A 22,941-nucleotide genomic window follows, 5' to 3' on the forward strand; every position below is an offset into this window, starting at 1 on the left:
GTGTTTCGCTGAAACTGCGCAGATAATCCGGCATCCGGCGAGGGCCCGCAAGGGGGGGCTGAACCAGTTGGAATACGGCCTTTTCCCGTTCCAACATGGTCCACTTAGGATCGAAAACAGGAAGAACGCCGCATTTCGGTCATCGTGGCTGAAATGCGACGTTCTTCTCCTGGAAGAGCCTTCCGATCAGAGGTTCGGGTAGAGGGGGTGTTTGGCGGCGACGGCTTCGACGCGGGCCCGGAGCTTGCCGCTGGCGGCTTCGTCGAAGCCGGGCTTGAGGGCCTCGGCGATGACGTCGGCGACCTCGGTGAAGTCGTCCTTGCCGAAGCCGCGGGTGGCCAGGGCCGGGGTGCCGATGCGCAGGCCGGAGGTCACCATCGGCGGCCGCGGGTCGTTGGGCACCGCGTTGCGGTTGACCGTGATGCCGATCTCGTGCAGCCGGTCCTCGGCCTGCTTGCCGTCCAGCTCGGAGTCGCGCAGGTCCACCAGCACCAGGTGCACGTCGGTGCCGCCGGAGACCAGCTGCACACCGGCCTTGGCGGCGTCGTCGGCCAGCAGCCGCTCGGCCAGGATCTGCGCGCCCTCCACGGTGCGGCGCTGCCGGTCGGCGAACTCCTCACCGGCGGCGATCTTGAACGCCACCGCCTTGCCGGCGATCACGTGCTCCAGCGGCCCGCCCTGCTGGCCGGGGAACACCGCCGAGTTGAACTTCTTGGTGAACTCCGAGTCCGAGGACAGGATCACGCCACCGCGCGGGCCGCCCAGGGTCTTGTGCGTGGTGGTGGTGACGACGTGCGCGTGCGGCACCGGGTTCGGGTGCAGCCCGGCGGCCACCAGACCGGCGAAGTGCGCCATGTCGACCATCAGGTACGCGCCGACCTCGTCGGCGATCTCGCGGAACCGCTTGAAGTCCAGCTGCCGCGGGTACGCCGACCAGCCGGCGATGATCAGCTGCGGCTTGTTCTCCCGCGCCAGCCGGGCGACCTCGTCCATGTCCACGCGGTGGTCGTCGGCGCGCACGTGGTAGGGCACCACGTTGTAGAGCTTGCCGGAGAAGTTGATCCGCATGCCGTGCGTGAGGTGACCGCCGTGGGCCAGGTCCAGGCCCATGATCGTGTCGCCGGGCTTGAGCAGCGCGAACATCGCCGCCGCGTTGGCCTGCGCCCCGGAGTGCGGCTGCACGTTGGCGTAGGAGGCCCCGAAGAGCTCCTTGACGCGGTCGATGGCCAGCTGCTCGACGACGTCGACGTGCTCGCAGCCACCGTAGTAGCGGCGCCCCGGGTAGCCCTCGGCGTACTTGTTGGTCAGCACCGAGCCCTGCGCCTCCAGGACCGCCTGCGGTGCGAAGTTCTCCGAAGCGATCATCTCCAGCGTGGTCTGCTGGCGGTTGAGCTCGGCGCCGACCGCCGCCGCCACCTCGGGATCCACCGCGGCCAGCTGGTCATTGAACAGGTCCGGTGTCGACATGGTGTTGCCTCCTGGTTCGATCTCGTCAGGCATTGCGGCGGTAGAACGGCAGCTCGACGACCTGCACCGCGACGTTGTTGCCGCGGATGTCGACCTGCAGTTGGGTGCCGGGTTCGCTGTGGTCGCGGTCGACGTAGGCCATGCCGACCGGGTGGCCGAGGGTCGGCGACGGGGCACCGCTGGTCACGACGCCGATCTCGGCGCCGTCGGCGTCCAGCACGCGGTAGCCGTGCCGGGGCGCCCGGCGCTGGTCGGTGCTCAGCCCGACCAGCGTCCGCTCGGTGGGCTTCTCCGCGGCGGCGGCCAGCGCGTCCTTGCCGACGAAGTCGCCGGGCTTGTCCAGCTTGACCACCCGGCCGAGGTTGGCTTGGAAGGGCGTGAGGTCGGCGGACAGCTCATTGCCGTACAGCGGCATGCCCGCCTCCAGCCGCAGCGTGTCGCGGCAGGACAACCCGGCAGGCTGCAGGCCGTGCTGCGCGCCGGACTCGGTCAGCGCCTGCCAGACGGCCTCGGCGTCGCCGGGCGCGGTGAACAGCTCGAAGCCGTCCTCGCCGGTGTAGCCGGTACGCGCCAGCAGCACGTCCTTGCCTGCGACCTGGCTGCGGTAGCCCGCGTAGTACTTGACCTCCGCGAGGTCGGTGTCGGTCAGCGGGGCGAGGATGGCGACCGCGTTCGGGCCCTGCACGGCGATCAGCGCGTAGTCGTCGGAGACGTCCTGGTGCTCGGCGTCGAAGCCGCCGAGCCGCTCGGCCAGTTCGGCGGAGACCACGGCGGCGTTCGCCGCGTTGGCCACCACCAGGAACTCCTGCTCGCCGAGCCGGTAGACGATCAGGTCGTCCAGCACGCCGCCGGTGGCATTGCAGATCATCGTGTAGCGGGCGCGGCCAGGCTTGATCGCGGAGGCGTTGGCGACCAGCGCGTAGTCCAGCGCCTCGGCGGCCTGCGGGCCGCTGATCCGGATTTCACCCATGTGGGTCAGGTCGAACAGGCCGGCGCTGTTGCGCACCGCGTTGTGCTCGGCGGTGTCGCCGGAGTAGCGGAGCGGCATCCGCCAACCGGCGAACTCGGTGAACGTCGCCCCTAGGGCTTCGTGCACTCGGTGCAAGGGCGTCTGTCGTGGCGACGACATGGTGAGACTCCTCCTGGTGGGCGCCGGTCGGCAGTCGAGGGCCGGTCAGCTCACTGCGCCCAACCTTATCGGGGACACCTCGACCCCGACCTGCGCGGGCTTGCGCTGGTCGGGCGGTCTCCCCGGAGTCATTGGCCTGAGAGTTTCGCCACCCCGCGAGGGGCGGCTTGCACCGTGGGCGAGAAGCGCGTTGCTCCTGCTTTTCTCCGTGTTCGCCTGGTGCCGTGCGGTGCCGGTGCCTGAGAGTTTGCTGGGGAGTATTGCTCCTTCGGCGCTCCGGTCTCCCGAGGTTGCTCGGGGGCCGGAGTCTCTCCCGCACGACGTCATCGGCGCGGTATTCGGTTGTGCGAACGCCGACGCTACGAACTGAACGTGACCGGAGTCAACCCGGGCAATTAGTCGATCACGATGTGCGGATCCGCCGTCGAGACGGTGCGCCGCTCATCCTCACCCGCGAGGACCGGGCCGTCGGGGCGTCGGAAGGCGCCGTGACGGCGGGCCGATCGAAGGTGACTACGGCCCGGTGCCTCCGCGACGGTAGCGCTGCGGCCAGCCGCCGCATGGACAGCGCTTGGAGGCTGCCACAAAACTAACAACGTTAGTTACGTGCCTGCACCGAAGGGGATCCGGCGATGGTCGACTTCTCGCTTTCCGACACGGAGCGCGACATCCGCGACTGGGTGCGCAACTTCGTCCAGCGCGAGCTGGTGCCGCTGGAGCCCGAGGTGCTGCGGCGCGAGCGGGCCGGGAAACGCGGCCTGACCAAGGACGAGCAGCGGGAACTGCAGGACAAGGCGAAGCGGGCCGGGTTCTGGGGCGTGCAGACGCCCGAGGAGTACGGCGGCATGGGCCTGTCGGCGGTGATGACGGCGCTCATCGAGGTCGAGCTCGGCCGCACGTTCGTGCCGTTCCGCTTCGGCGGCTACGCCGACAACATCCTGTACTACGCCAACGACGAGCAGAAGGAGCGCTACCTGCTCCCGACGATCGAGGGCACCCGCAAGTCGTGCTTCGCGATCACCGAGCCGGGCGCCGGCTCGGACGCCAAGAACCTGCGCACCAACGCCGTGCAGGACGGCGACGAGTGGGTGATCAACGGCGAGAAGACGTTCATCACCGGCGGCATCGACGCCGACTTCGTGATGGTCTTCGCCGTCACGGACAAGGAGAAGGGCGCCAACGGCGGGGTCACTTGCTTCCTGGCCGACCGGGACGCGGGCTGGAAGTCCGAGCCGATCGACATCATGGGCCCGTGGGAGCGGCAGCCCGCCGCGCTGGTGTTCGACAACGTGCGCGTTCCGGAGCGCAACGTGCTCGGCGAGGTCGGCCACGGCTTCAAGCTCGCCATGCAGTGGATCGGCCGCGGCCGCTACCTGCTGCCCGCGAGCGCCCTCGGCGCCTGCGAACGGCTCGTCGAGATGGGCATGGAGTACGCCAAGACCCGCGAGACGTTCGGCAAGCCGATCGCCGAGCGCCAGGCCATCCAGTGGATGATCGCCGACTCCGCCGTGGAGATCGAGGCGCTGCGCTGGCTGGTGCTGCAGGCGGCCTGGCAGGTGGACCAGGGCATGGATTCCCGGCACGCGCAGTCGGTGGCCAAGCTCTTCGGCGCCACCCGCGCCAACGAGATCGTCGACCGGGTGCTGCAGCTGCACGGCGGCATGGGCTACACGAAGGAGCTGCCGGTCGAGCGCTGGTACCGCGACCTGCGGCTGCTGCGCATCTTCGAGGGCACCGACGAGATCCAGCGCCGCACCGTCGCCCGCAACCTCCTGAAGGGGCACGCGTCGATCAGCGGCGTGCTCGGCTGAACTCTGTTTCCGGGCTCGTTTTGCGCAGCGGTGCGGGATACGCCACGTCGGGGCTGTCCTCGCGAGAAGACCTCTGCCCGTTTTGTCGGTAGCCTGGTGGCAGCCGTGACTCCGAACCGCCGGGAGCGACGATGTCTCTGTTCAAGAAGGTCGCCGACTTCGCCAGCAGCCCGCAGGGCCGCAAGGTGATCGACCAGGCCAAGAAGTACGCCTCCGACCCGAAGAACAAGGAGAAGATCGACCAGGTCAAGAACAAGTTCTTCGGCAAGGACGGCAAGGGCCACTGACCGAAAACCCCGACGAAGGCCCCTGGTGCCCGCTAGAACCCAAGAACCCAAGGCGCCGGGGGCCTTCTCGTGCCCCGAGGGCAGGTGGTATCAGTTGATACCACGCGATACCATGTCGGCATGGCCATGACTCTGCGGCTCAACGACGACGACAACGCGAAGCTCCGCGAGGTAGCCGAGCGAGAGGGCCGGTCGATGCACGAGATCGCGGTGACAGCGCTGCGCGAGTACTTCGCCCGCCACGAGGAGTTCCGGGCGAACCAGGTGCGCCGATTCCTCGCGGAAGATGCTGAGCTGCTGGAGTTGCTGTCCCGGTGACGCACTACCTGGAGCTGGAAGATCTCCTCTACCTGATCTCGGAAGCTCTGCGGCAGGAGCCGAAGTCGGTCGTGCGCGACTGGGGTGAACTGGAGTCGGCGTTGCATCGACCGCGCTCCACGGTTTTCGGGGTGGACGCCTACCCGGCACTCGACGAGAAGGCAGCGGCCCTGCTGCATTCTCTGGCTCGCAACCATCCGTTGCTCGATGGCAACAAGAGGCTCGCCTGGCTGGCCGCGAGGCTCTTCTACGCGTACAACGGCCGGGACCTCAAGGCCCCGGATGCGCGGACTGCCGATGCGTTGATCCGTGATGTCGCGGCGGGGAAGCACGATGCCGATCGCCTCGCCGAGGTGCTCCGCTGCTGGGGCGCCGAGGCGCAGCAGCGGCTGGAGCAGTAGTGGGCAGCGCGTACGTCGCCGGGACGTTCGACACCAAGGCCGCTGAGCTGCTCTACGTCGCCGGGCTGATCGCCCGCGGGCACCCCGTGATCACCGTGGACCTGTCCACCGCGGGTGGGAGTTCCGACGCCGACGTGTCGGCCGCCGAGGTCGCCGCGCACCACCCGGACGGGGCCGACGCGGTGTTCACCGGCGAGCGGGGATCGGCCGTCACCGCGATGGCCGCGGCGTTCGAGCGGTTCCTGGTCGCGCAGGACGTCGACGGGATCATCGGGCTCGGCGGCTCGGGCGGCACCGCGCTGATCACGCCCGCGATGCGCGCGCTGCCGGTCGGCGTGCCCAAGGTCATGGTGTCCACAGTGGCCTCCGGCGACGTTTCGCCCTACGTGGACGCCACCGACATCGCGATGTTCCCGTCGGTCACCGATGTCGCCGGGCTGAACCGGATTTCCCGCCAGGTATTGGGAAACGCCGCGCACGCGCTGCTGGGCGCGGTGACCCACCCGGTGCCAGCGGCCGAGGACAAGCCCGCCGTCGCGCTGTCCATGTTCGGCGTCACCACGCCGTGCGTGACCGCGGTAGCCGAGCAGTTGGCCGCCGACCACGACCCGCTGGTGTTCCACGCGACCGGAACCGGCGGTCGGGCCATGGAGAAGCTCGTCGACGACGGCCTGGTGCGCGCCGTCCTGGACATCACCACCACCGAGGTCTGCGACCTGATCGCCGGCGGCGTGATGAGCGCGGGGGAGCAACGACTGGACGCCATCGCCCGGACCCGAGTGCCCTACGTCGGCTCGTGCGGCGCCCTGGACATGGTGAACTTCGGCGCGCTGGAAACCGTTCCGCCGCAGTACCGGGACCGCAACCTGTACGTGCACAACCCGCAGGTCACGCTGATGCGCACGTCCGCAGAGGAGTGCCGCCGGATCGCGGAGTTCATCGCGGGCAAGCTCAACGCCTGCGACGGCCCGGTGCGGTTCCTGCTCCCGGCCGGCGGAGTGTCCATGTTGGACTCACCGGAGCAGCCTTTCTGCGATCCCGACGCGGACGCGGTCCTCTTCGAGACGCTGGAGAGCCGGGTGCGGCAGACCGCCGACCGGCGCGTCGAGCGGGTGCCGCACAACATCAACGATCCGGAGTTCGCCGCCGCGCTGGTCGCGGCGTTCCGGGAGATCACCGGATCCGCCGAGCGAACCGGGCAGGAGGCACGATGAGCCGATTCGACCGCGCCGGACTGATGCGCCGGTTCCGCGCCAAGGTCGAGCGCGGCGAGCCGATCGTCGGCGGCGGCGCGGGCACCGGCCTGTCCGCCAAGTGCGAAGAGGCCGGCGGCATCGACCTGATCGTCATCTACAACTCGGGCCGCTACCGGATGGCCGGGCGCGGTTCGCTGGCCGGGCTGCTGGCCTACGGAAACGCCAACGACATCGTGGTGGAGATGGCCCGCGAGGTGCTGCCGGTGGTGCGGCACACCCCGGTGCTGGCCGGCGTCAACGGCACCGACCCGTTCATGCTGCGCGACCGGTTCCTCCGCGAGCTGCGCGACCTCGGGTTCGCCGGGATCCAGAACTTCCCGACCGTCGGGCTCATCGACGGCACCTTCCGGGCGAACCTGGAGGAGACCGGCATGGGCTACGGCCTGGAGGTCGAACTCGTCGCCGCCGCGCGCGAAGCCGACCTGCTGACCACGCCGTACGTGTTCTCCAGCGCCGACGCCCGGGCGATGACAGGGGCCGGCGCCGACATCATCGTTTGTCACCTGGGGCTGACGACCGGCGGCGCGATCGGCGCCGAGACCGCCAAGTCGCTGGACGACTGCGTGGCGCTGATCGACGAGTGGTCGCAGGCGGCGACCGAGGTCCGTGAGGACGTGCTGGTGCTCTGCCACGGCGGGCCGGTCTCGATGCCGGAAGACGCCTCGTACGTGCTTTCGCGGACCAAGCGTTGCCACGGGTTCTACGGTGCGAGCAGCATGGAGCGGTTGCCCACCGAACAAGCACTGACCGAACAGGCGAAGGCGTTCACGAAACTCAGGTTCTGAGGAGGCAAGCGGTGGCGAAGTCCTACACGAGCGCGGTCATCGAGGCGTCGGCCGAGCAGGTCTGGCAGGCGGTGCGCGACTTCAACGGGTTGCCGACGTGGCACCCGGCGATCGAGCGCAGCGAGATCGAGGGCGGCGGCGCGGCCGACGCGGTGGGCTGCGTCCGGCACCTGACGCTCGCCGACGGCGGGGCGGTCCGGGAGCGGCTGGTGGCGCTGGACGACACCGAGCGCAGCTACGCCTACGAATTCGTGGAAAGCCCGTTTCCGGTGCGCAGCTACCGCTCCACCATCCGGATCGCGCCGATCACCGACACCGGGCACAGCTTCGTCGAGTGGTATTCGCACTGGGACGCCGATGCCGCCGACGAGGAGAAGATGGACAAGACCTTCGCCAAGGGCGTTTACCGGACCGGGCTGAACGGACTCCGGGAACACCTGGGCGGTTAATCCGGTCGGGATGGGCGTGAACCGGAGCGAATCCGGCGGCGGTTAGAGTCGGCGCGTGCCAAGCAGCGTTAATCCTTCCGCCGCAAATGCAGCTAACGCAGCAGACACCGTCACCGTCACGGGTGGTTCCGGTTTCGTCGGCAGAGCAGTGGTTCGAGCCTTCCTGGAGCGCGGCACCCGGGTGACCATCGTGGACACCCAGGCCCCGCCCGCCGAACTGCGCAGTGGCCTGGTGACCCACGTCGAAGGCGACCTGCGGGACGCCGCGGTCCGGGAGGCCGCGGTCTCGGCGGACTCGGCCGGGATCATCCACCTGGCAGCGATCACCTCGGTGCTGCGCTCGGTGGACCAGCCCGCCGAGACCTACGCGAACAATGTCGCGGTCACCCAGGAACTCCTCGAACTGGCACGCGCCCGCGGCGTCCGCCGGTTCGTGCTGGCCTCCACCAACGCGGTGGTCGGCGACATCGGCCGCGGCACGATCTCCGAGGCGCTGCCGCTGCGCCCGCTCACGCCCTACGGCGCCACCAAGGCGGCGTGCGAGATGCTGCTCTCCGGCTACGCCGGCGCTTACGGGCTGGCCACCTGCGCGCTGCGCTTCACCAACATCTACGGGCCCGGCATGGGCCACAAGGACAGCTTCATCCCGCGGCTGATGCGCGCCGCGCTGGCGGGCAGCGGCGTCGAGGTCTACGGCGACGGCTCGCAGTCCCGCGACTTCGTGCACATCGACGACGTGGTGCAGGGCGTCCTCGCCGCGTGGGACAAGCAGTACACCGGCACCGCGATCATCGGCTGCGGGCGGTCGATCTCCGTGCTGGAGCTCATCGACGCGGTCCGCGCGGCCACCGGCGAACCCGTGCCGGTCAACCACGTGCCGGCCAAGAACGGCGAGATGCCCGCGGTGATCGTGGACGTGGCCAAGGCGCAGCGCGAACTCGGCTACGCCCCGAACGTCGGGCTCACCGAGGGGTTGCGCACCGTTTGGGCGGACTTCCGCGGGGCGCGATGAGCACCGCGCTCACGCGCGTCCTCCGCCGGCACTGGCTGCTGGCGCTGCTGCTGCTCGCCGGACTGGCCCTGCGGATCGTGGTGCAGCTGGCCTACCGGCCCGCGCTGCTCTACATCGACTCGTTCCGCTACCTCGACGACGTCGGCGCGTTCTTCCCCGGCGGCATCAACCCGATCGGCTACGAGCTCTTCCTGTGGCCGCTGCTGGCGGTGGGCAGCCTGACCGGCGTGGCGGCAGTGCAGCACCTGCTGGGCCTCGGGCTCGGCGTCGGGATCTACGCGCTGCTTCGTCGTTTCGAGGTCAGGGCCTGGATCGCGGCGCTGGCCGCCGCGCCCGTGCTGCTGGACGCCTACCAGCTGCAGATCGAGCAGAACATCATGTCCGATCTGCTGTTTCAGGTGTTGCTGCTGGCCGCGATCTACGTGCTGACCTGGTGGGGCGCGCCCGGCCCCAAGCTCGCCGCGCTGGCCGGGATCGTGCTGGCCGCGGCGGTGGTGGTGCGCGTCGTGGGAGTGACGCTGGTGGTTCCGGCGGCCGTGTTCGTGCTGCTGGCCACCGGTTGGCGGCCGCGTGACGGCTGGTCTCGGCGCCTGATCGCAGCTGGTGCGCTGGTTGGCGGGTTCGCGGTCGGCGTGTCCGGCTACTCGCTCTACCACCTGGCGTGGACCGGTTCGCTGGGCCTCGGCGGCTCGGGCGGCGGCGCCCTGTACGGCCGCGCGGCCGTGGTCGCCGACTGCGAGCACCTGGACCTGACGCCGCAGGAGAGGCTGGTCTGCCCGGCCGAACCGATCGAGCGCCGCGCCGCCAACGGCATCGATTTCTACATCCACTTCTGGCACGTCCAGGAGAACGTCGACAAGTTCTTGCCGGCGGACATGGACGTCTCCGCCGCGCAGGGCTCGTTCACCCGCAAGGTTCTGCTGCACCAGCCGCTGGACATCGTCGGCGGGATGGTCGCGGACTTCCTCAAGGGATTCGCCCCGACCCGCACTCAAACCCCCGGTGACGTGCCGCTGGACCGCTGGCAGTTCCAGCTGCACTACCCGGCGTTCGCTGCCGGCTGGTACGTCGCGGAGTGGACGGAGCTGTACGACGACGGCACATTCTCGGTCGATCCGGACCTCGCCGCGTTCCTGCGCGCCTACCAGCTCGGCGGCGGCTACACGCCGGGCATCGTCCTGGGCGGCGCGCTGGTGGTGGCCGCGCTGGCGGTGCTCGGCGTCGGCCGCGCCCGCAGTTCCGGGCTGCGCGCGATGTGCCTGCTCCCGGCCGGGATGGCGACCACGGTGCTGGCAACCGCGGCGGCCATGGAATTCTCCTGGCGCTACCAGTTGCCTGGCCTGGTCCTGATCCCGATCGCGGGCGCGCTCGGCGTGACCGCGCTGACCGGCCGCCGCCCCAGACGAACAACATCCCCGAAGGAGAGTTGAAATGCCCACGACCTTACCGAGCGAGGCGGACCGGGCGGCGCTGGCGGACTACGCCGAGCGCTGCGGTGACCACCGGTTCGCCCCGGTCGTCGTGCTCATCGCCGCCTACAACGAGGAGGAGTCGATCGGCGAGGTGCTCGACAGCATTCCCGCCCGCAGCTGCGACCTGGACGTCGACAAGCTGGTGGTGGTCGACGGCGCGACCGACGACACCGCCAAGATCGCGCTGAAGCACGGCGCGCAGACCTGCATCGTCCCCACGAACCGGGGCCAGGGTGCCGCATTGAGGCTCGGGTACCACCTGGCCGTCGAGCGCGGTGCGCATTACATCATCACCACCGACGCCGACGGCCAGTACGACATCACCGAGCTGCCGAAGCTACTGAGGCCGCTGATCGACGGCGACGCCGACTTCGTCACAGGTTCCCGCGTGCTGGGCAGCAACGAGCGCCCCCAGCTGATCCGCCGCGCCGGCACCCACGTTTTCGCCTGGCTGGTCAGCGCGCTGACCGGGCAGCGCATCACGGACACGTCGTTCGGGTTCCGTGGCATGCTGGCCGAGGTGCCCAACTCGGTGACCCTGGAGCAGCCGCAGTACCAGTCCTCCGAGCTGCTGGTCGGCGTGCTCAGCCGCGGTTACCGGGTGCGGGAGCAGCCGATGCGGATGCTGGCGCGCACCGCCGGTGTCAGTAAGAAGGGCAACAACTTCCGCTACGGCTACCGCTACGCGCGAGTGGTGCTCGAAACCTGGTGGCGGGAGCGCCGGGCGGTGAACACCAACCGGTCGACGAGGAAGAACTTGACCACGAACATCACCGCGTAAGTACCGAGGAAAGCGCCCCAGACCACGGCGACCTGCGCCGCCCGCGCCTCCGGGAACAGCGCGTGGGCGAGGGCTTCTGCGTTGTGCGTGGCCAGCGCAGCGAGCAGCGCGGTGCCCACCGAGATCGCGCCGTAGCGCAGGATCTCGCCGCGCAGCGCGGCCCGGCCGCCGCCGCCCCAGGTCCGCCGGTTCAGCACGAAGTTCGGAATCGCACCGGCCAGCCAGGCCAGCACGGTGGCGAGCACCGGTGTGGCGCCGAGCGAGTACGACAGCAGGAAAACGAGTTGGCTGATTCCGGTGGCCACCGCGGAAGCGGCCGCGAAACGGCTGAGCAACCGCCAATAGCGGCGCCGAGCGCTGGTGCTCTCGGTGGCCCTTGTCGCCATGCCGTCTCCGTTCGGGATGTCGCGGTTTGCTCCCGACGCACCATACAGAGTCCGGTCTCAGCGGATTCTCAGTGTTAGGAAAGGAAAAGGGGAGCCCGCCGTGAAATGGTCGCGGGGTGAGACCATGCCGGATGTTTGTATCCAATGGGTGAATACAGGGGGAGTGAAGGCGTGCGAATCCTCGTCCTCGGAGGAGACGGCTACCTCGGATGGCCGACCGCTGTGCACTTGTCCGACTGCGGCCACGATGTCGCCGTCGCCGACAACTACGCCCGCCGGGGCTACGACCACGAGCTCGGCGTGGACAGCCTGGTGCCGATCGAGCCGATGCAGGTCCGCCTGGACGCCTGGCGGGAGGTCTCCGGCAAGTCGATCAAGTGCTACTACGGCGACCTGGTCGACGGCGAGTTCACCGCGGAGATGATCGCCGGCTTCCGGCCCGACGCGATCGTGCATTTCGCCGAGCAGCGGGCCGCGCCGTACTCGATGATCGACCGTCGGCACGCGGTGTACACCCAACAGAACAACGTGATCGGCAACCTCAACGTGCTGTTCGCGATCCAGCAGGTCGACCCGGACATCCACCTGGTCAAGCTCGGCACGATGGGCGAGTACGGGACGCCGAACATCGACATCGAGGAAGGCTGGCTGGAGGTCACCCACAACGGGCGGACCGACCGCATGCTGTACCCGAAGAAGCCGGGCTCGTTCTACCACCTGAGCAAGGTGCACGACAGCCACAACATCGAGTTCGCCTGCCGGATCTGGGGGCTGCGCGCCACCGACCTCAACCAGGGCGTCGTCTACGGCCAGGAAACCCCGCAGACCGCGCACGACACCCGGCTGGCGACCAGGTTCGACTACGACGCGATCTTCGGCACCGTGCTCAACCGGTTCGTCATTCAGGCCGTGCTCGGCCACCCGCTGACGGTGTACGGCACCGGCGGGCAGACCCGCGGCCTGATCGACATCCGCGACACCGTCGAGTGCATCCGGCTGGCCGCCGAGAACCCGGCCGACCGCGGCGAGTTCCGGGTGTTCAACCAGATGACCGAGAAGTACTCGGTGGGGGAGATCGCCAAGATCGTGGCCAACAGCTTCGCGGGGTCGGCCGAGATCGAGTACCTGGACAACCCGCGGGTCGAGCAGGGCGAGCACTACTACAACGTCAAGCACACCGGCCTGGTGGAGCTGGGCCTGCAGCCGCACCTGCTGTCGAACACGCTCATCGAGTCGTTGTTCCGGGTGGCGGACAAGTACAAGGAGCGGGTCGACCTCGCCGCGCTGCGGCCCACCGTCAACTGGCGCCAGGCCACCAGCCCGTTGCGCGAGGACCGCTGACCGATCTCGGCAGTGCTGCAATTGCAACCAAACTGCGCCGCGTGGCGGCTGGAATATACCAACGAGGCCGGGCACACTTATCACTAACGCTGCGGCCACCGCCATCGGACGTGGTGTTCGGGGAGCGGTGCCCCGGGCGCGGAGTGTGAACTCCGAACCCGGGGCACCTACCGTGTGTCGGGGGGCTTCCACACGGTCTACCGAACAGTAACTCGTTCGGTTGATCCCTGCGATACGGCACGTGGGTAAATCTTCGCGGTGCGTCAGCTTCCGACCGCTTCGGCGGATTGCTTGTCCACCTCGTCCACCTTGTTCAACTCGTCCGCCCAGAGTGCGAGAAGGCTCCGGCGCGGTCTCGCGCAGTGTGTGCCCAAGGCCACTTTCGGGGCGGATTGATCTCGCCGACGGTGTGATCGACGCAGTCGGGTGGCGGCTCGCCGCGGTGTCCATTGTGCACTGATCGGGTCGCGGCAGCGGCGTCGGCTGCGGCGTCGGCGTCGGCTGCGTCCGGGGCCGCCCGGCCTTCTCGTCGCCGTTTTGGACCAGCGAAAACGGGACGCGTCTTGATCTTTTTGGGGAGGTTTCCGGCGGGCCGTCGGCGGCGCTCCGCCCAGCAAAAAATCTTCCGGGCGGCCGTTATTTGGTGGTCATCTTCGTCAAACACTGAGAGTGTTTGTTTGGGCGGGAACTGTGCGCCTTTTTCCCGCTAAACGGGTTAATGGTTGCGCCTGTCGATAACCCTCAGCTACTTTCACTGCTCGTACGTCACGGTTCGATCACGTCGATGTCTCGCCCCCGAGAGGCATCACCCGCAATCCCCCGGCGGGCAGCGACCGGATCCCCCCGAGACGGAAGGTGAAGATGGGCAAGCACCGCAAGGAGGGCGGCCATCCCCCGAAGGCCGCCCTCCTGGTCCGCAACAAGTTCGTCGCGACGGTGGTCGCCGGCGGCGCCTTCGCCGCGGTCGGTCAGCCGATGGCAGCCTCCGCCGGCCCCGAGCAAGAGCTTCCCGTGCACCCGCTGGCCGACTCAAAGAACCTGAGCCTGGCCGTCACCGGGACCGACACGAGGCCGGCCACGGTCCGGCTGCTTGCCAGCCAGACCGTGAACGACTCCTACGCCGAGGCGCAGAAGGTCCAGAAGAGCGAGGCGATCGAGCAAGCTCGCGCGGAGGCCGTCCGCGCGGAGGCGGCGCGCGCGGAGGCGGCGGAGCGGGCCGCAGCCGAGGCCAAGCGAGCGGCCGAGGAGCGGGAGCGGAAGGCGCGCGGCTTCGTCAAGCCCGCCGAAGGCACCTTCACCTCCGGCTTCGGCTCGCGCTGGGGCACCAGCCACAGGGGCATCGACATCGCCAACAAAATCGGCACCCCGATCCGGTCGGTGGCAGCCGGCAAGGTCATCGACGCCGGCCCGGCCAGCGGCTTCGGGCTGTGGATCCGGGTGCAGCACGACGACGGCACGATCACCGTCTACGGCCACATCAACACCGTCGGGGTCAGCGTCGGCGAGCGGGTCGATGCCGGTGAGCAGATCGCCACGATGGGCAACCGCGGCGAGTCCACCGGCCCGCACCTGCACTTCGAGGTGATCAAGAACGGCATCAAGATCAACCCGTTGCCCTGGCTGAACGAGCGCGGCATCGAGGTGTGACCACCCCCAAGGCCGCCGCCCGGGACCCAAATCCCCCGACGGGTCCCGGGCGGTTTTCTATTCGCTCAAAGTTCTCGCCGTTTCGTTGAGGAATGCAACTGGGAGCCGGAATCCGCTTATTCTGCGGCGGTTTCGGCTGGCTTTTCTTCTTCGAGGCGTTGGCGCAGCCAGCCGAGGGTTCGGGCCAGCAGCCGGGAGACGTGCATCTGGGAGATGCCGATCTGCTCGGCTATCTGCGTCTGGGTCATGCCGCGGAAGAACCGCATCACCAGGATTCGGCGCTCCCGGTCCGGCAGGTCCGCCAGCAGCGGCCGGACCATCTCGCGGTTCTCCACCTCGGCCAGCTCCGCGTCGTCGGAGCCGATCGCGTCGCCGAGCGGGATCTCGTCGGTGTCGGTGAGCAGCTCATCCAGCGAGGCGCTGCGGTAGGCGTTGCCCGCCTCCAGGCCGCGGTAGACGTCGTCGGTGCTGATCCCCAGGTGCTTGGCGAGTTCGCTCGGCGTCGGCGCCCGGCCCAGCTCCTGCGACAGCCGGGCGATCGCCGCCGACACCGACAGGTGCAGCTCCTGCAACCGGCGCGGCATCCGCACCGCCCAGCCGGTGTCCCGGAAGTGCCTGCGGACCTCGCCCATGATCGTCGGCACCGCGTACGACAGGAAGTCCACCCCGCGCTCCGGGTCGAACCGGTCCACCGCGTTGATCAGGCCCAGCGTGGCGACCTGGGTGAGGTCCTCCTGGGACTCGCCGCGGTGGCTGAAGCGCCGGGCGATGTGCTCGGCCACCGGCAGGTGCTCGGTGACCAGCGTTTCGCGGAGCCCGGAACGCCGCGGATCCTGCTTGCCGAGCTTCGCGAGCTCACGGAAGAGCGGCGCCAGCCGGTCGTAGCGCTCGTTGCGCGAATGCGTGGTCGGCTTGGATTCCGCTCGTTTCACACGTGGGCCGTCCGTCCCTTGGTCAACTCGATCCGCACCAGGTGGCTGCCGTTGGCAGCCGGATCCGACTCGACCGAGGTTGACACAACGTCGGCCAACGCGCTCAGCACGCGCCAGCTGAAGGTGTCCTTGCGGGGTCCGAACGCATCGTCACTGATCACTTCGGCGGTGACCGACAGCCGGTCGCCGCCGGTGCGGAACCGGCAGACCAGTGTCGCCTCCGGGGCGGCCAGCCGGACCAGCGACGAGCACGCTTCGTCGACGGCCAACCGCAGGTCGGCGATCGAGTCGATGTCGTAGTCGGCGCGCATCGCGAGGTCGCCTACGACGGCTCGCATCACCGCCAGCTGGGCGGCTTCGGCGGCGATGCGGACCTCGACCAGGTTCGTCGCGGCTGTCTCCGGCTCGACGTGCGCGAGCTCGCGTTCCACGCTCATCCCGGGCCACCTCGTCTCGGTCGGTGCGGGGCACACCTTACTCACAGTCACCTGGTACCCGAGGGCCGCACCGAACAAACGGACGCCCGCGCGACTACACCAAGGTGGTCCAGTAGTCCCAGAACGCCTGCAGGATCAGGACCACGATCACCAGATACCACACCGCGAGCACCACGCTGTGGAACCGGCGCAGCGCCGCGCCGGGGGAATTGCCGCCGCCGACGTTGCCGGCGTCGAGGTTGTGCAGCGTCGTGTACCAGAACAGCGGGATCGTCACGACCCACACGATCATGCAGTACGGGCACAGCGCGCCGATCTCGTAGAGGCTCTGCACCACCAGCCAGTGGATGAAGGCGACCGCGAGGGTGGTGCCGAGCTGCATGCCCAGCCAGATCCAGCGCGGCGGCCGGAATCCGGCCAGCACTACCACCCCGGCGGTGACCACGACCGGGAATGACGCCACCCCGAGCAGCGGGTTCGGGAACCCGAACACCGCTGCCTGGGCGCTGTCCATTACCGAACCGCACGAGATGATCGGGTTGATGCTGCAGGTCGGCACGTAGCCGGGGTTCGCCAGCTTCTGCAGCTTCTCCAGGGTCAGCGCGAACGAGCCCGCGAACCCGATCACGCCGCCCACGACGTACAGCCAGCCGAGGCCGCGCGGGACGCCGCTCGACTCGGGCATCCGGGCCGGGGCCGGTTCGACGGCGTGGGCGGCGGTCACTTCACGAGCTCCTTGTCGAGCTCGCTGCGGAAGGCGTTGTTGAGCTGCTCGACGGTCTCGATGTTGCCCTGGTCGAACTGCTTGCCGTTGATGAAGATCGTCGGCGTGCCCGACACCCCGGCCTTGTTGCCGTCGGCAACGTCGGCGTCGATCTTGGCGTTGACCTGAGGCGAGTTCATGTCCTGGTGGAACTTGTCCAGGTCCAGGCCGATCTGCTGGGCGTACTGGTCGAACAGCCCGCGGGCCTTGGCCTCGTCGGTGCTGACGTTCTGGCCGTCGGCGGCGAGCGCCCAGGCGTCGTAGTTGTCGTAGAGGGCGTGGTACATCTCGTTGAACTTGCCCTGCAGCGCGGCGGCCTCGGCGGCCTGCGCGGCCGGCCGGGCCAGCGGGTGCATGTTCAGCGGGAAGTTGCGGACGACAAAGGTGATCTTGCCCGCGTAGTCCTTCTCGACCTGCTTGGTCAGCACCGAGTAATAGGTGTGGCAGGCGGGGCACTGGTAGTCGAGGAACTCGACGACGGTGACCCTGTCGTCAGGCGCCGAGGTCAGCACGTTGCTGTCCGGCTTGCGCAGGATCTCGGCGGCCACCACGTTCCCGCCGCCGGAGGAACTGGAGGAGGTGTTGTCCGCGCCGCCGCGGTTGAACAGCAGGACGCCGCCGATCACCACGACGGCGACGATCACCACCACGATGGTGAGGATCACGTTCGTGGACAGCCCGCTCTTCTGGGTTACCGGGTTCTTGTTCTTCGACATCGCGTGCTTCACCTTCGGCGCTCGGGCCCGCTCGCGCGGCGGGGACGGCAAGCCCAGTTTCCCGCATTAACCTGAATGGGGATTCTGGCGGGGGTGAAACTCACAGTCCGTTCACAGCTCGTTCTCAGCTCGGCTGGTTTGCCCGATCGAGAAGAACGGGTATTCATCAATCGATGAATGATGCCCTGCGCCTGCTCGACGACGCCGAACGCGGTGAACTGAGGTCCTGGCCCGGCGGAACCTGGCACGAGCCGGCGCTGGCGACGCTGACCCACCACCGGTTCTCCCACCCGGACTGGATCTTCGAGCGCAAGCTCGACGGGGCGCGGGTGATCGCCGGCTGCGACGGGGACCGGCCGGTGCTGTGGTCGCGCAACCACAGGCGGGTCGATGCCGCGTACCCGGAGATCATCGACGCGCTCGCCGAGCAGGGCGCCGAGCGGTTCGTGCTGGACGGCGAGATGGTCGCCTTCGAGGGCGGCCAGACGAGCTTCGGCCGGCTGCAGAAGCGCATCAACCTCACCGATCCGCGCGCGGCCCGCCGCACCGGCGTGGCGGTCTACTACTACGTGTTCGACCTGATTGCCTTCGGCGGCGTGGACCTGACGGACCTGTCGCTGCGCACCCGGAAACGCCTGTTGCGCGAGTGCTTCGACTTCACCGATCCGCTGCGGTTCAGCGCGCACCGGGCCGGCAACGGCGAGGAGTTCTATCGCGAAGCGTGCCGCCGCGGCTGGGAGGGCCTGATCGCCAAGCGCGCCGACCGGCCCTACCGCGGCGGGCGCAGCCGCGACTGGCTGAAGTTCAAGTGCGTCGCCGACCAGGAATTCGTCATCGGCGGCTACACCGACCCCAAGGGCTCCCGGTCCGGTTTCGGAGCGTTGCTGGTCGGCTACTACGCGGATTCGCGGCTGCGCTACGCGGGTAAGGTCGGCACCGGCTACGACGAGCGGACGCTGCGCGAGCTGCGCGGCAAGCTGGACGAGCTGGCCCGCGACGGCTCACCGTTCGCCGACCCGGTGGCCGAGCGCGACGTGCACTGGGTGGCGCCGGAGCTGGTAGCGCAGGTCGGCTTCACCGAGTGGACCGGCGACGGCAAGCTGCGGCATCCCCGCTTTTCGGGGCTGCGCAACGACAAACGTCCGCAGGACGTGGTCCGCGAGGCCTAGCGGTTGACGCTGCTGATGAGGGTTTGGTTCGCCGCCGGCTGCACCGAGGTTTGCGATTGCGGGGGGTTCCACGTCGCGAGCAGAATGGTCGTCACGACCATCAATACCGTTCCGACAACCGACACGAAGGTGCGGCTGTTGCTCTGCATGGCAAGTGCCCCCGAATTTCTCGCGTAGAAACAAGGCGAATGCGGCGAACGTCACTCAGGCGTCCCACCCTGGGTGTCGCCACGAGGGGGAACAACGTTAGCGACCCGGCCCATCTTCCCGGTGTGATGCGGAACTCCCTGGTGGGGGTGGGTTTTCGGGCGACTCGGCCCACATCCCCCGTTGCTGCAGGTGATGGATCAGTAACTGTCCGGTACGGGTGACGTGCTGGTGCATCGCGGCGCGTGATCCTGCCTGGTCCCGGAGTCGCAACGCGGCCAGCAGCGACTGGTGGCCGGTCGCGGCCATCTCCCGCCAGCCCGGCACGTCGACGGTGGTACTGCGCGGCGTGTAGTGCATCGCGATTCCGAGGAACCAGGCCAGTTTCGGCGAATTCGCGGCCATCCAGACCACGGCGTGGAAGCGGGTCACCAGCTCGCCCATGTCGAGCAGCGTGAACTGGCACGCGGTCTGGATTTCCTCTTGCAGCGCACCGAGTTCGGCGAGCCGCTCGGCGTCGATCTGGTCCGCCGCGCGGGCCGCGAGCTCGCCCGCGATGGTGGCCTGCAGCCGGTGGGCGTCCTCGAAGTCCTGCCGGCTCAGCGACGCCACGGTAAACCCGCGGCGCGGTTCGAGGTCGACGAATCCCTCGCCGCGCAGTGCCAGCAGCGCCTCCCGCACCGGTGTGACGCTGACGCCGAGTTGTTCGGCGAGGCGCTCCAGGTGCAGGTGCTCGCCCTGCCGCAGCCGGCCGGTCATGATCCGTTCCCGCAGCCGACCGGCCAGCTCGTCGGGAAGCCGGGGGGAGCGTGCCCGCATCGCCGCGTCGATCACCGCTCGGCCGCCCCGCGCGACGCCGATGTACCGGGTGTGTCGCCTGTCACGTGCAACTTGATACCACCTGCCGGGAGTAGTTGATTCTGATCATGGACTGCCCGGTTGCGGCGGGCGGTCGGGTGCTTGGACGCGGCAGCGTCTTCGACCGTTCCGGAGAGGGCTGTTTCCGGGCTCGGGGGGCTGGGCAGGCCGGTATTGTCCAGGGCGTGGTAGCTGATCCTGCCGACTCCGCCGCCGAAGTCACGAATGCGCTGGCCAGAGCTCGCCTTGCGGACGTGCCCGCCCTCACCGAGCGGCTGATGGCCGCGATCTTCACCGACAACCCAGAGTGGACCGACTACAGCCCTGTTCCCAAGGAGGACCTCTGGGAGGGCTGTCGGCAGTACCTCGAACGCATCCTGCAGATACTCAGCGGCGAGGTGCCCGGGCCCGACGGCGACGACGTGGCCGCCGCCATCGGCCGCCGCCGCGCCGAGCAGGGCGTGCCGCTGGAGGTGATGCTGCGGACGTTCCGGCTGGGCGGCCGGATCGCCTGGGAGGCGCTGGTCGACCAGGCGTACCAGGACGGCGCCGACCCGGACTCGATGTTGAGCGTGGCTACCTCGGTGTGGACCGTGATCGACGGGTTGTCCTCGACGCTGTCGACGTCGTACCGCAACACCGAGCTGGACCGGCTGCGCCGGGACGACCAGCGGCGCCACGCCCTGGTGGAGGACCTGCTCGCGGGCCGCGCGCGCGACACCGCCTTCGCGCAACGCACCGCGAAGGAGCTCGACCTGCCCACCGGTGGCCTGTACCTGGTGATCGTCGCCGAGATGTCCAACGACGGCGGTTTCGCGCTGCGCGGGCACCAGGACGCACTGAGCGCCTTGCGCTTCCGCTCGGTGTGGCAGGTGCGCGCCGATTCGTTGGTGGGGCTGGTGGCGCTGGAGCAGGGGAAGAAGGACCTCGCGCTGGACGCGCTGCGGCCGCTGGCGCGGGGCCGGGTCGCGGTGTCGCCGTCGGTGCGCGGCCTCGCGGAGGTAGGCCTCGCCCACCAGCTCGCCCTCACCACGCTCGGCACCTCGTCGTACGGGGCGGCGGAGCTGGTGACCTTGGAGGAGCGGTTCCCGGAGGCGCTGCTGGTGCAGTCGCCGGACCTGGCGCAGCGGCTACTGGAGTCCCAGCTCGGCCCGATCCTGGAGCTGCCGGTCAAGGAGCGCGACATGCTCCTGGAAACCCTGACGGCCTGGCTGGAGGAGAACTGCTCGACGGCCAACGCGGCGGTCCGCCTCCACTGCCACCGCAACACGGTCCTCAACCGCTTGCACCGCATCACGTCCCTGATCGGCCGACCCCTCTACGGCCGAACGGCCTACGTGTCCCTGTCGCTGGCGCTGTCCGCCCTGCGGCTCCGCGACGGCCTGCGGGACTAGGGCTGGACTAGGGCTGGACGCGGCGTCGGTTGTGCAAGGGCGTCATTCGGACAACTTGATCATTTCGCGCTTCGCGGGGCGGTGTCTGGGTCGAACCGGCACCGCCCTCTTGCCATTTTGTGCCCAGGTGTGACTGCGCTCGTGTGACGGCCGTCTCGAACACTGTGAGTGACGTTCATGTTACATGTTGTGTACGTCACGCCCGGAAATGTGCGGTCTGCACACCCGTGTTGAAAGAAGTCTGGGCGAGCGGGCATAGCGCAGAAGTGGTTGTGCTCACGACACTCAGAGTAAGAATTGCCCGCTCGATCCAGGCTTTCCGTAACCGGCGCGTGCAGTCAAAGGAGCACAGCGAAGTGCAGGAGTTCGACCTTCTCGTGGTAGGCGGCGGTCCCGGTGGATACGTCGCCGCGATCCGGGCCGCGCAGCGTGGCCTCGCGGTCGGCGTGGTGGAAAAGGAGCGGCCCGGCGGGGTCTGCTTGAACTGGGGCTGCATCCCGACCAAGGCGATGCTGCGCTCGGCCGAGGTGTACGAAACCGTGCTGCACGCGGCCGATTTCGGGGTGAACGTCGAGAACGTCACCATCGACTACGACACGATCACGCGCCGCAAGAGCAGCGTCGTCAAGGGCCTCACCGACGGTGTCGCGGGCCTGCTGAAGACCAACGGCGTCACCGTCATCAACGGCCACGCCCGGTTCACCGGCCCGACCACCGTGGACGTCTACGCCACCGGTGAGTCGCCGCTGGGCGCCGACGGCCCGCGCTACGCCGCCGAACCGGCCGGCGCGCAGCCGATCGAGCAGGTCAAGGCCCGCGACGTCATCATCGCCACTGGCTCGGTTCCCGTGCAGCTGCCGCTGCCCGGCGCGGACCTGCCCGGCGTGATCACCTCCGACGGCGCCTTCGGCCTCACCGAGGTGCCGGGGCGCATCGCGATCATCGGCGGCAGCGCGGTCGGCGCCGAGTGGGCGACGCTGTTCGCCACCCTCGGCAGCGAGGTCAGCATCATCGAGATGCAGAAGACCCTGGTACCGGCCGAGGACGTCGAGGTCGGCAAGGCGCTGGGCCGCTCGTTCACCAAGCGCGGCATCAAGGTCCTCACCGAGGCGACCGTGTCCCGCGTCGACCAGGCCGCCGGCGGCCTGAAGGTCACCGTAAACGGCGCCAAGCCGCAGCAGATCGACGCGGACGTCGTCCTGGTCGGCGTGGGCCGCAAGCCCAACACCGCCAACCTGGACCTGGACAAGGCCGGCGTCGCCACCAGCGAGCGCGGCTTCATCACCGTCGACGACAAGCTGCGTACCAACGTCGAGCACGTCTACGCGATCGGCGACGTCACCGGCAAGGCGCTGCTCGCGCACGTCGCGTCGCACCAGGGCGTGGTCGCGGCCGAGACGATCGCCGGGCACCACGCCGCGATCGACTACAACGTAATCCCGGCCGCCACCTTCACCCACCCGGAGATCGCCAGCGTCGGGCTCACCGAGGCCAAGGCGATCGAGGCCGGCCACGAAGTGGTCGCCGCCAAGTTCCCGTTCGCCGCGCTCGGTCGTGCCCAGAGCTACGGCGACACCGAGGGCTTCCTGAAGATCGTCGCCGGCAAGAAGTACGGCGAGGTCCTGGGCGTGCACATCATCGGGCACTCCGCCAGCGACCTGATCACCGAGGGCGCCCTGGCCATGGCGCTGGAAGCCACCCTCGACGAACTCGCCGAGACCATCCACGCGCACCCGACCCTGGGCGAGATCGGCATGGAGGCGGCGATGGCCGCGCTGGGCCTGCCGATCCACGTCGCGCCGCCGAAGAAGCGTTGAGCGAAAGACCAATGAGCGTTTCAGAAGTTCGCGTAGCGGTGCCAGTAGCGGAACCTCAGGCGCCGTCTCGCTCCGGGATCCCCGACATCATGAATGCCAATTCACCACGTCGGGGCAGGTCCTCGCAGAGAACCCCTTCGGGGTGGGACCAGCCTGAGAACCCGCG

At 68.9% G+C, this 22,941-nt stretch carries 24 protein-coding genes and 2 riboswitches; of the genes, 15 read left to right on the plus strand and 9 right to left on the minus strand.

The genetic code is table 11. The annotated features are described in order from the left end of the window. Positions 1-186: 186 nt before the first annotated feature. Together glyA and gcvT are read right to left on the minus strand one after the other, a co-directional pair. On the minus strand, positions 187-1,467 hold the full coding sequence (glyA, locus tag DL519_RS39470; RefSeq protein WP_190822485.1) for a serine hydroxymethyltransferase: 1,281 nt from the start codon (positions 1,465-1,467) through the stop codon (positions 187-189). 25 nt (positions 1,468-1,492) lie between these two features. After that, positions 1,493-2,596 carry a glycine cleavage system aminomethyltransferase GcvT gene (gene gcvT / locus DL519_RS39475; protein WP_190822487.1) on the minus strand — a complete coding sequence of 368 codons (1,104 nt, stop codon included), beginning with the start codon at positions 2,594-2,596 and terminating at the stop codon, positions 1,493-1,495. Between the two features lie 115 nt (positions 2,597-2,711). Next, a riboswitch (glycine riboswitch) is annotated at positions 2,712-2,813 on the minus strand. Beyond that, positions 2,814-2,922: riboswitch (glycine riboswitch) on the minus strand. Between the two features lie 306 nt (positions 2,923-3,228). Between gcvT and DL519_RS39480 the strand changes: the two genes are divergently transcribed. The 10 genes from DL519_RS39480 to DL519_RS49560 all read left to right on the plus strand — a co-directional run bounded on the left by DL519_RS39480 (position 3,229) and on the right by DL519_RS49560 (position 11,168). After that, complete coding sequence (locus DL519_RS39480; protein WP_190822490.1) at positions 3,229-4,407, plus strand: acyl-CoA dehydrogenase family protein; 1,179 nt, start codon at positions 3,229-3,231, stop codon at positions 4,405-4,407. A 131-nt stretch (positions 4,408-4,538) separates the two neighbouring features. Continuing rightward, the gene (locus DL519_RS39485) at positions 4,539-4,694 is read left to right on the plus strand and encodes a hypothetical protein (RefSeq protein ID WP_190822492.1); all 156 of its coding nucleotides are present in this window, start codon (positions 4,539-4,541) and stop codon (positions 4,692-4,694) included. Positions 4,695-4,814: 120 nt separating this feature from the next. After that, complete coding sequence (locus tag DL519_RS39490) at positions 4,815-5,012, plus strand: ribbon-helix-helix domain-containing protein (RefSeq protein WP_190822494.1); 198 nt, start codon at positions 4,815-4,817, stop codon at positions 5,010-5,012. Further along, positions 5,009-5,413, plus strand: coding sequence for a type II toxin-antitoxin system death-on-curing family toxin (locus DL519_RS39495; protein WP_190822496.1), 405 nt, complete (start codon positions 5,009-5,011; stop codon positions 5,411-5,413). The genes DL519_RS39490 and DL519_RS39495 overlap by 4 nt, the downstream gene beginning before the upstream one ends. Next, complete coding sequence (locus DL519_RS39500; protein WP_190822499.1) at positions 5,413-6,627, plus strand: Tm-1-like ATP-binding domain-containing protein; 1,215 nt, start codon at positions 5,413-5,415, stop codon at positions 6,625-6,627. The genes DL519_RS39495 and DL519_RS39500 overlap by 1 nt, the downstream gene beginning before the upstream one ends. Further along, complete coding sequence (locus tag DL519_RS39505; protein ID WP_190822500.1) at positions 6,624-7,454, plus strand: phosphoenolpyruvate hydrolase family protein; 831 nt, start codon at positions 6,624-6,626, stop codon at positions 7,452-7,454. Before DL519_RS39500 ends, DL519_RS39505 begins: the two co-directional genes overlap by 4 nt. 11 nt (positions 7,455-7,465) lie before the next feature. Next, positions 7,466-7,903 carry an SRPBCC family protein gene (locus DL519_RS39510; protein ID WP_190822502.1) on the plus strand — a complete coding sequence of 146 codons (438 nt, stop codon included), beginning with the start codon at positions 7,466-7,468 and terminating at the stop codon, positions 7,901-7,903. Positions 7,904-7,958: 55 nt separating this feature from the next. Beyond that, positions 7,959-8,915, plus strand: coding sequence for an NAD-dependent epimerase/dehydratase family protein (locus tag DL519_RS39515; protein WP_190822504.1), 957 nt, complete (start codon positions 7,959-7,961; stop codon positions 8,913-8,915). Beyond that, positions 8,912-10,345 carry a phospholipid carrier-dependent glycosyltransferase gene (locus DL519_RS49555; RefSeq protein ID WP_317891423.1) on the plus strand — a complete coding sequence of 478 codons (1,434 nt, stop codon included), beginning with the start codon at positions 8,912-8,914 and terminating at the stop codon, positions 10,343-10,345. Before DL519_RS39515 ends, DL519_RS49555 begins: the two co-directional genes overlap by 4 nt. 1 nt (position 10,346) lies before the next feature. Beyond that, positions 10,347-11,168 carry a glycosyltransferase family 2 protein gene (locus DL519_RS49560; RefSeq protein WP_317891424.1) on the plus strand — a complete coding sequence of 274 codons (822 nt, stop codon included), beginning with the start codon at positions 10,347-10,349 and terminating at the stop codon, positions 11,166-11,168. Here the strand turns inward: DL519_RS49560 and DL519_RS39525 are convergent. Continuing rightward, positions 11,069-11,554: a GtrA family protein gene (locus tag DL519_RS39525; RefSeq protein WP_190822506.1), complete on the minus strand. Its 486-nt coding sequence runs from the start codon at positions 11,552-11,554 to the stop codon at positions 11,069-11,071. The two genes, DL519_RS49560 and DL519_RS39525, sit on opposite strands and share 100 nt — an antisense overlap. 171 nt (positions 11,555-11,725) lie before the next feature. On the opposite strand from DL519_RS39525, the gene DL519_RS39530 reads away from it, so the two are divergent. After that, on the plus strand, positions 11,726-12,895 hold the full coding sequence (locus DL519_RS39530; RefSeq protein ID WP_190822508.1) for an NAD-dependent epimerase/dehydratase family protein: 1,170 nt from the start codon (positions 11,726-11,728) through the stop codon (positions 12,893-12,895). 861 nt (positions 12,896-13,756) lie between these two features. Beyond that, entirely contained in the window at positions 13,757-14,542 is a 786-nt protein-coding gene (locus DL519_RS39535) for a M23 family metallopeptidase (protein ID WP_190822510.1), read from the plus strand. Positions 14,543-14,658: 116 nt separating this feature from the next. On the opposite strand, the gene DL519_RS39540 is transcribed toward DL519_RS39535, so the two are convergent. The 4 genes from DL519_RS39540 to DL519_RS39555 form a co-directional block, all read right to left on the minus strand. Next, positions 14,659-15,474 (minus strand): SigB/SigF/SigG family RNA polymerase sigma factor, encoded by an 816-nt coding sequence (locus tag DL519_RS39540; RefSeq protein ID WP_190822512.1) that lies wholly within the window; start codon positions 15,472-15,474, stop codon positions 14,659-14,661. Beyond that, positions 15,471-15,911 (minus strand): ATP-binding protein, encoded by a 441-nt coding sequence (locus DL519_RS39545; protein WP_190822514.1) that lies wholly within the window; start codon positions 15,909-15,911, stop codon positions 15,471-15,473. The genes DL519_RS39540 and DL519_RS39545 overlap by 4 nt, the downstream gene beginning before the upstream one ends. A gap of 94 nt (positions 15,912-16,005) precedes the next feature. Continuing rightward, entirely contained in the window at positions 16,006-16,596 is a 591-nt protein-coding gene (locus tag DL519_RS39550) for a vitamin K epoxide reductase family protein (protein ID WP_223840435.1), read from the minus strand. 35 nt (positions 16,597-16,631) lie between these two features. After that, complete coding sequence (locus tag DL519_RS39555; RefSeq protein ID WP_190822518.1) at positions 16,632-17,390, minus strand: DsbA family protein; 759 nt, start codon at positions 17,388-17,390, stop codon at positions 16,632-16,634. 173 nt (positions 17,391-17,563) lie between these two features. Here DL519_RS39555 and ligD point away from each other — a divergent pair, with 173 nt between their 5' ends. Further along, complete coding sequence (gene ligD, locus DL519_RS39560; protein ID WP_190822519.1) at positions 17,564-18,559, plus strand: non-homologous end-joining DNA ligase; 996 nt, start codon at positions 17,564-17,566, stop codon at positions 18,557-18,559. On the opposite strand, the gene DL519_RS39565 is transcribed toward ligD, so the two are convergent. After that, a complete protein-coding gene (locus tag DL519_RS39565; RefSeq protein ID WP_190822521.1) occupies positions 18,556-18,708 on the minus strand; it encodes a hypothetical protein in 153 nt (50 codons plus the stop codon). The two genes, ligD and DL519_RS39565, sit on opposite strands and share 4 nt — an antisense overlap. A 97-nt stretch (positions 18,709-18,805) precedes the next feature. Further along, entirely contained in the window at positions 18,806-19,525 is a 720-nt protein-coding gene (locus tag DL519_RS39570) for a GntR family transcriptional regulator (RefSeq protein WP_223840051.1), read from the minus strand. Between the two features lie 107 nt (positions 19,526-19,632). Here DL519_RS39570 and DL519_RS39575 point away from each other — a divergent pair, with 107 nt between their 5' ends. Together DL519_RS39575 and lpdA are read left to right on the plus strand one after the other, a co-directional pair. Continuing rightward, positions 19,633-20,958 carry a PucR family transcriptional regulator gene (locus DL519_RS39575; RefSeq protein ID WP_223840052.1) on the plus strand — a complete coding sequence of 442 codons (1,326 nt, stop codon included), beginning with the start codon at positions 19,633-19,635 and terminating at the stop codon, positions 20,956-20,958. 356 nt (positions 20,959-21,314) lie between these two features. Next, the gene (gene lpdA / locus DL519_RS39580; RefSeq protein ID WP_190822525.1) at positions 21,315-22,775 is read left to right on the plus strand and encodes a dihydrolipoyl dehydrogenase; all 1,461 of its coding nucleotides are present in this window, start codon (positions 21,315-21,317) and stop codon (positions 22,773-22,775) included. The last annotated feature ends 166 nt before the right edge of the window (positions 22,776-22,941 follow it).

This window comes from Saccharopolyspora pogona (assembly GCF_014697215.1).
In the GTDB taxonomy this organism is placed as follows: Bacteria; Actinomycetota; Actinomycetes; order Mycobacteriales; family Pseudonocardiaceae; genus Saccharopolyspora; species Saccharopolyspora hattusasensis.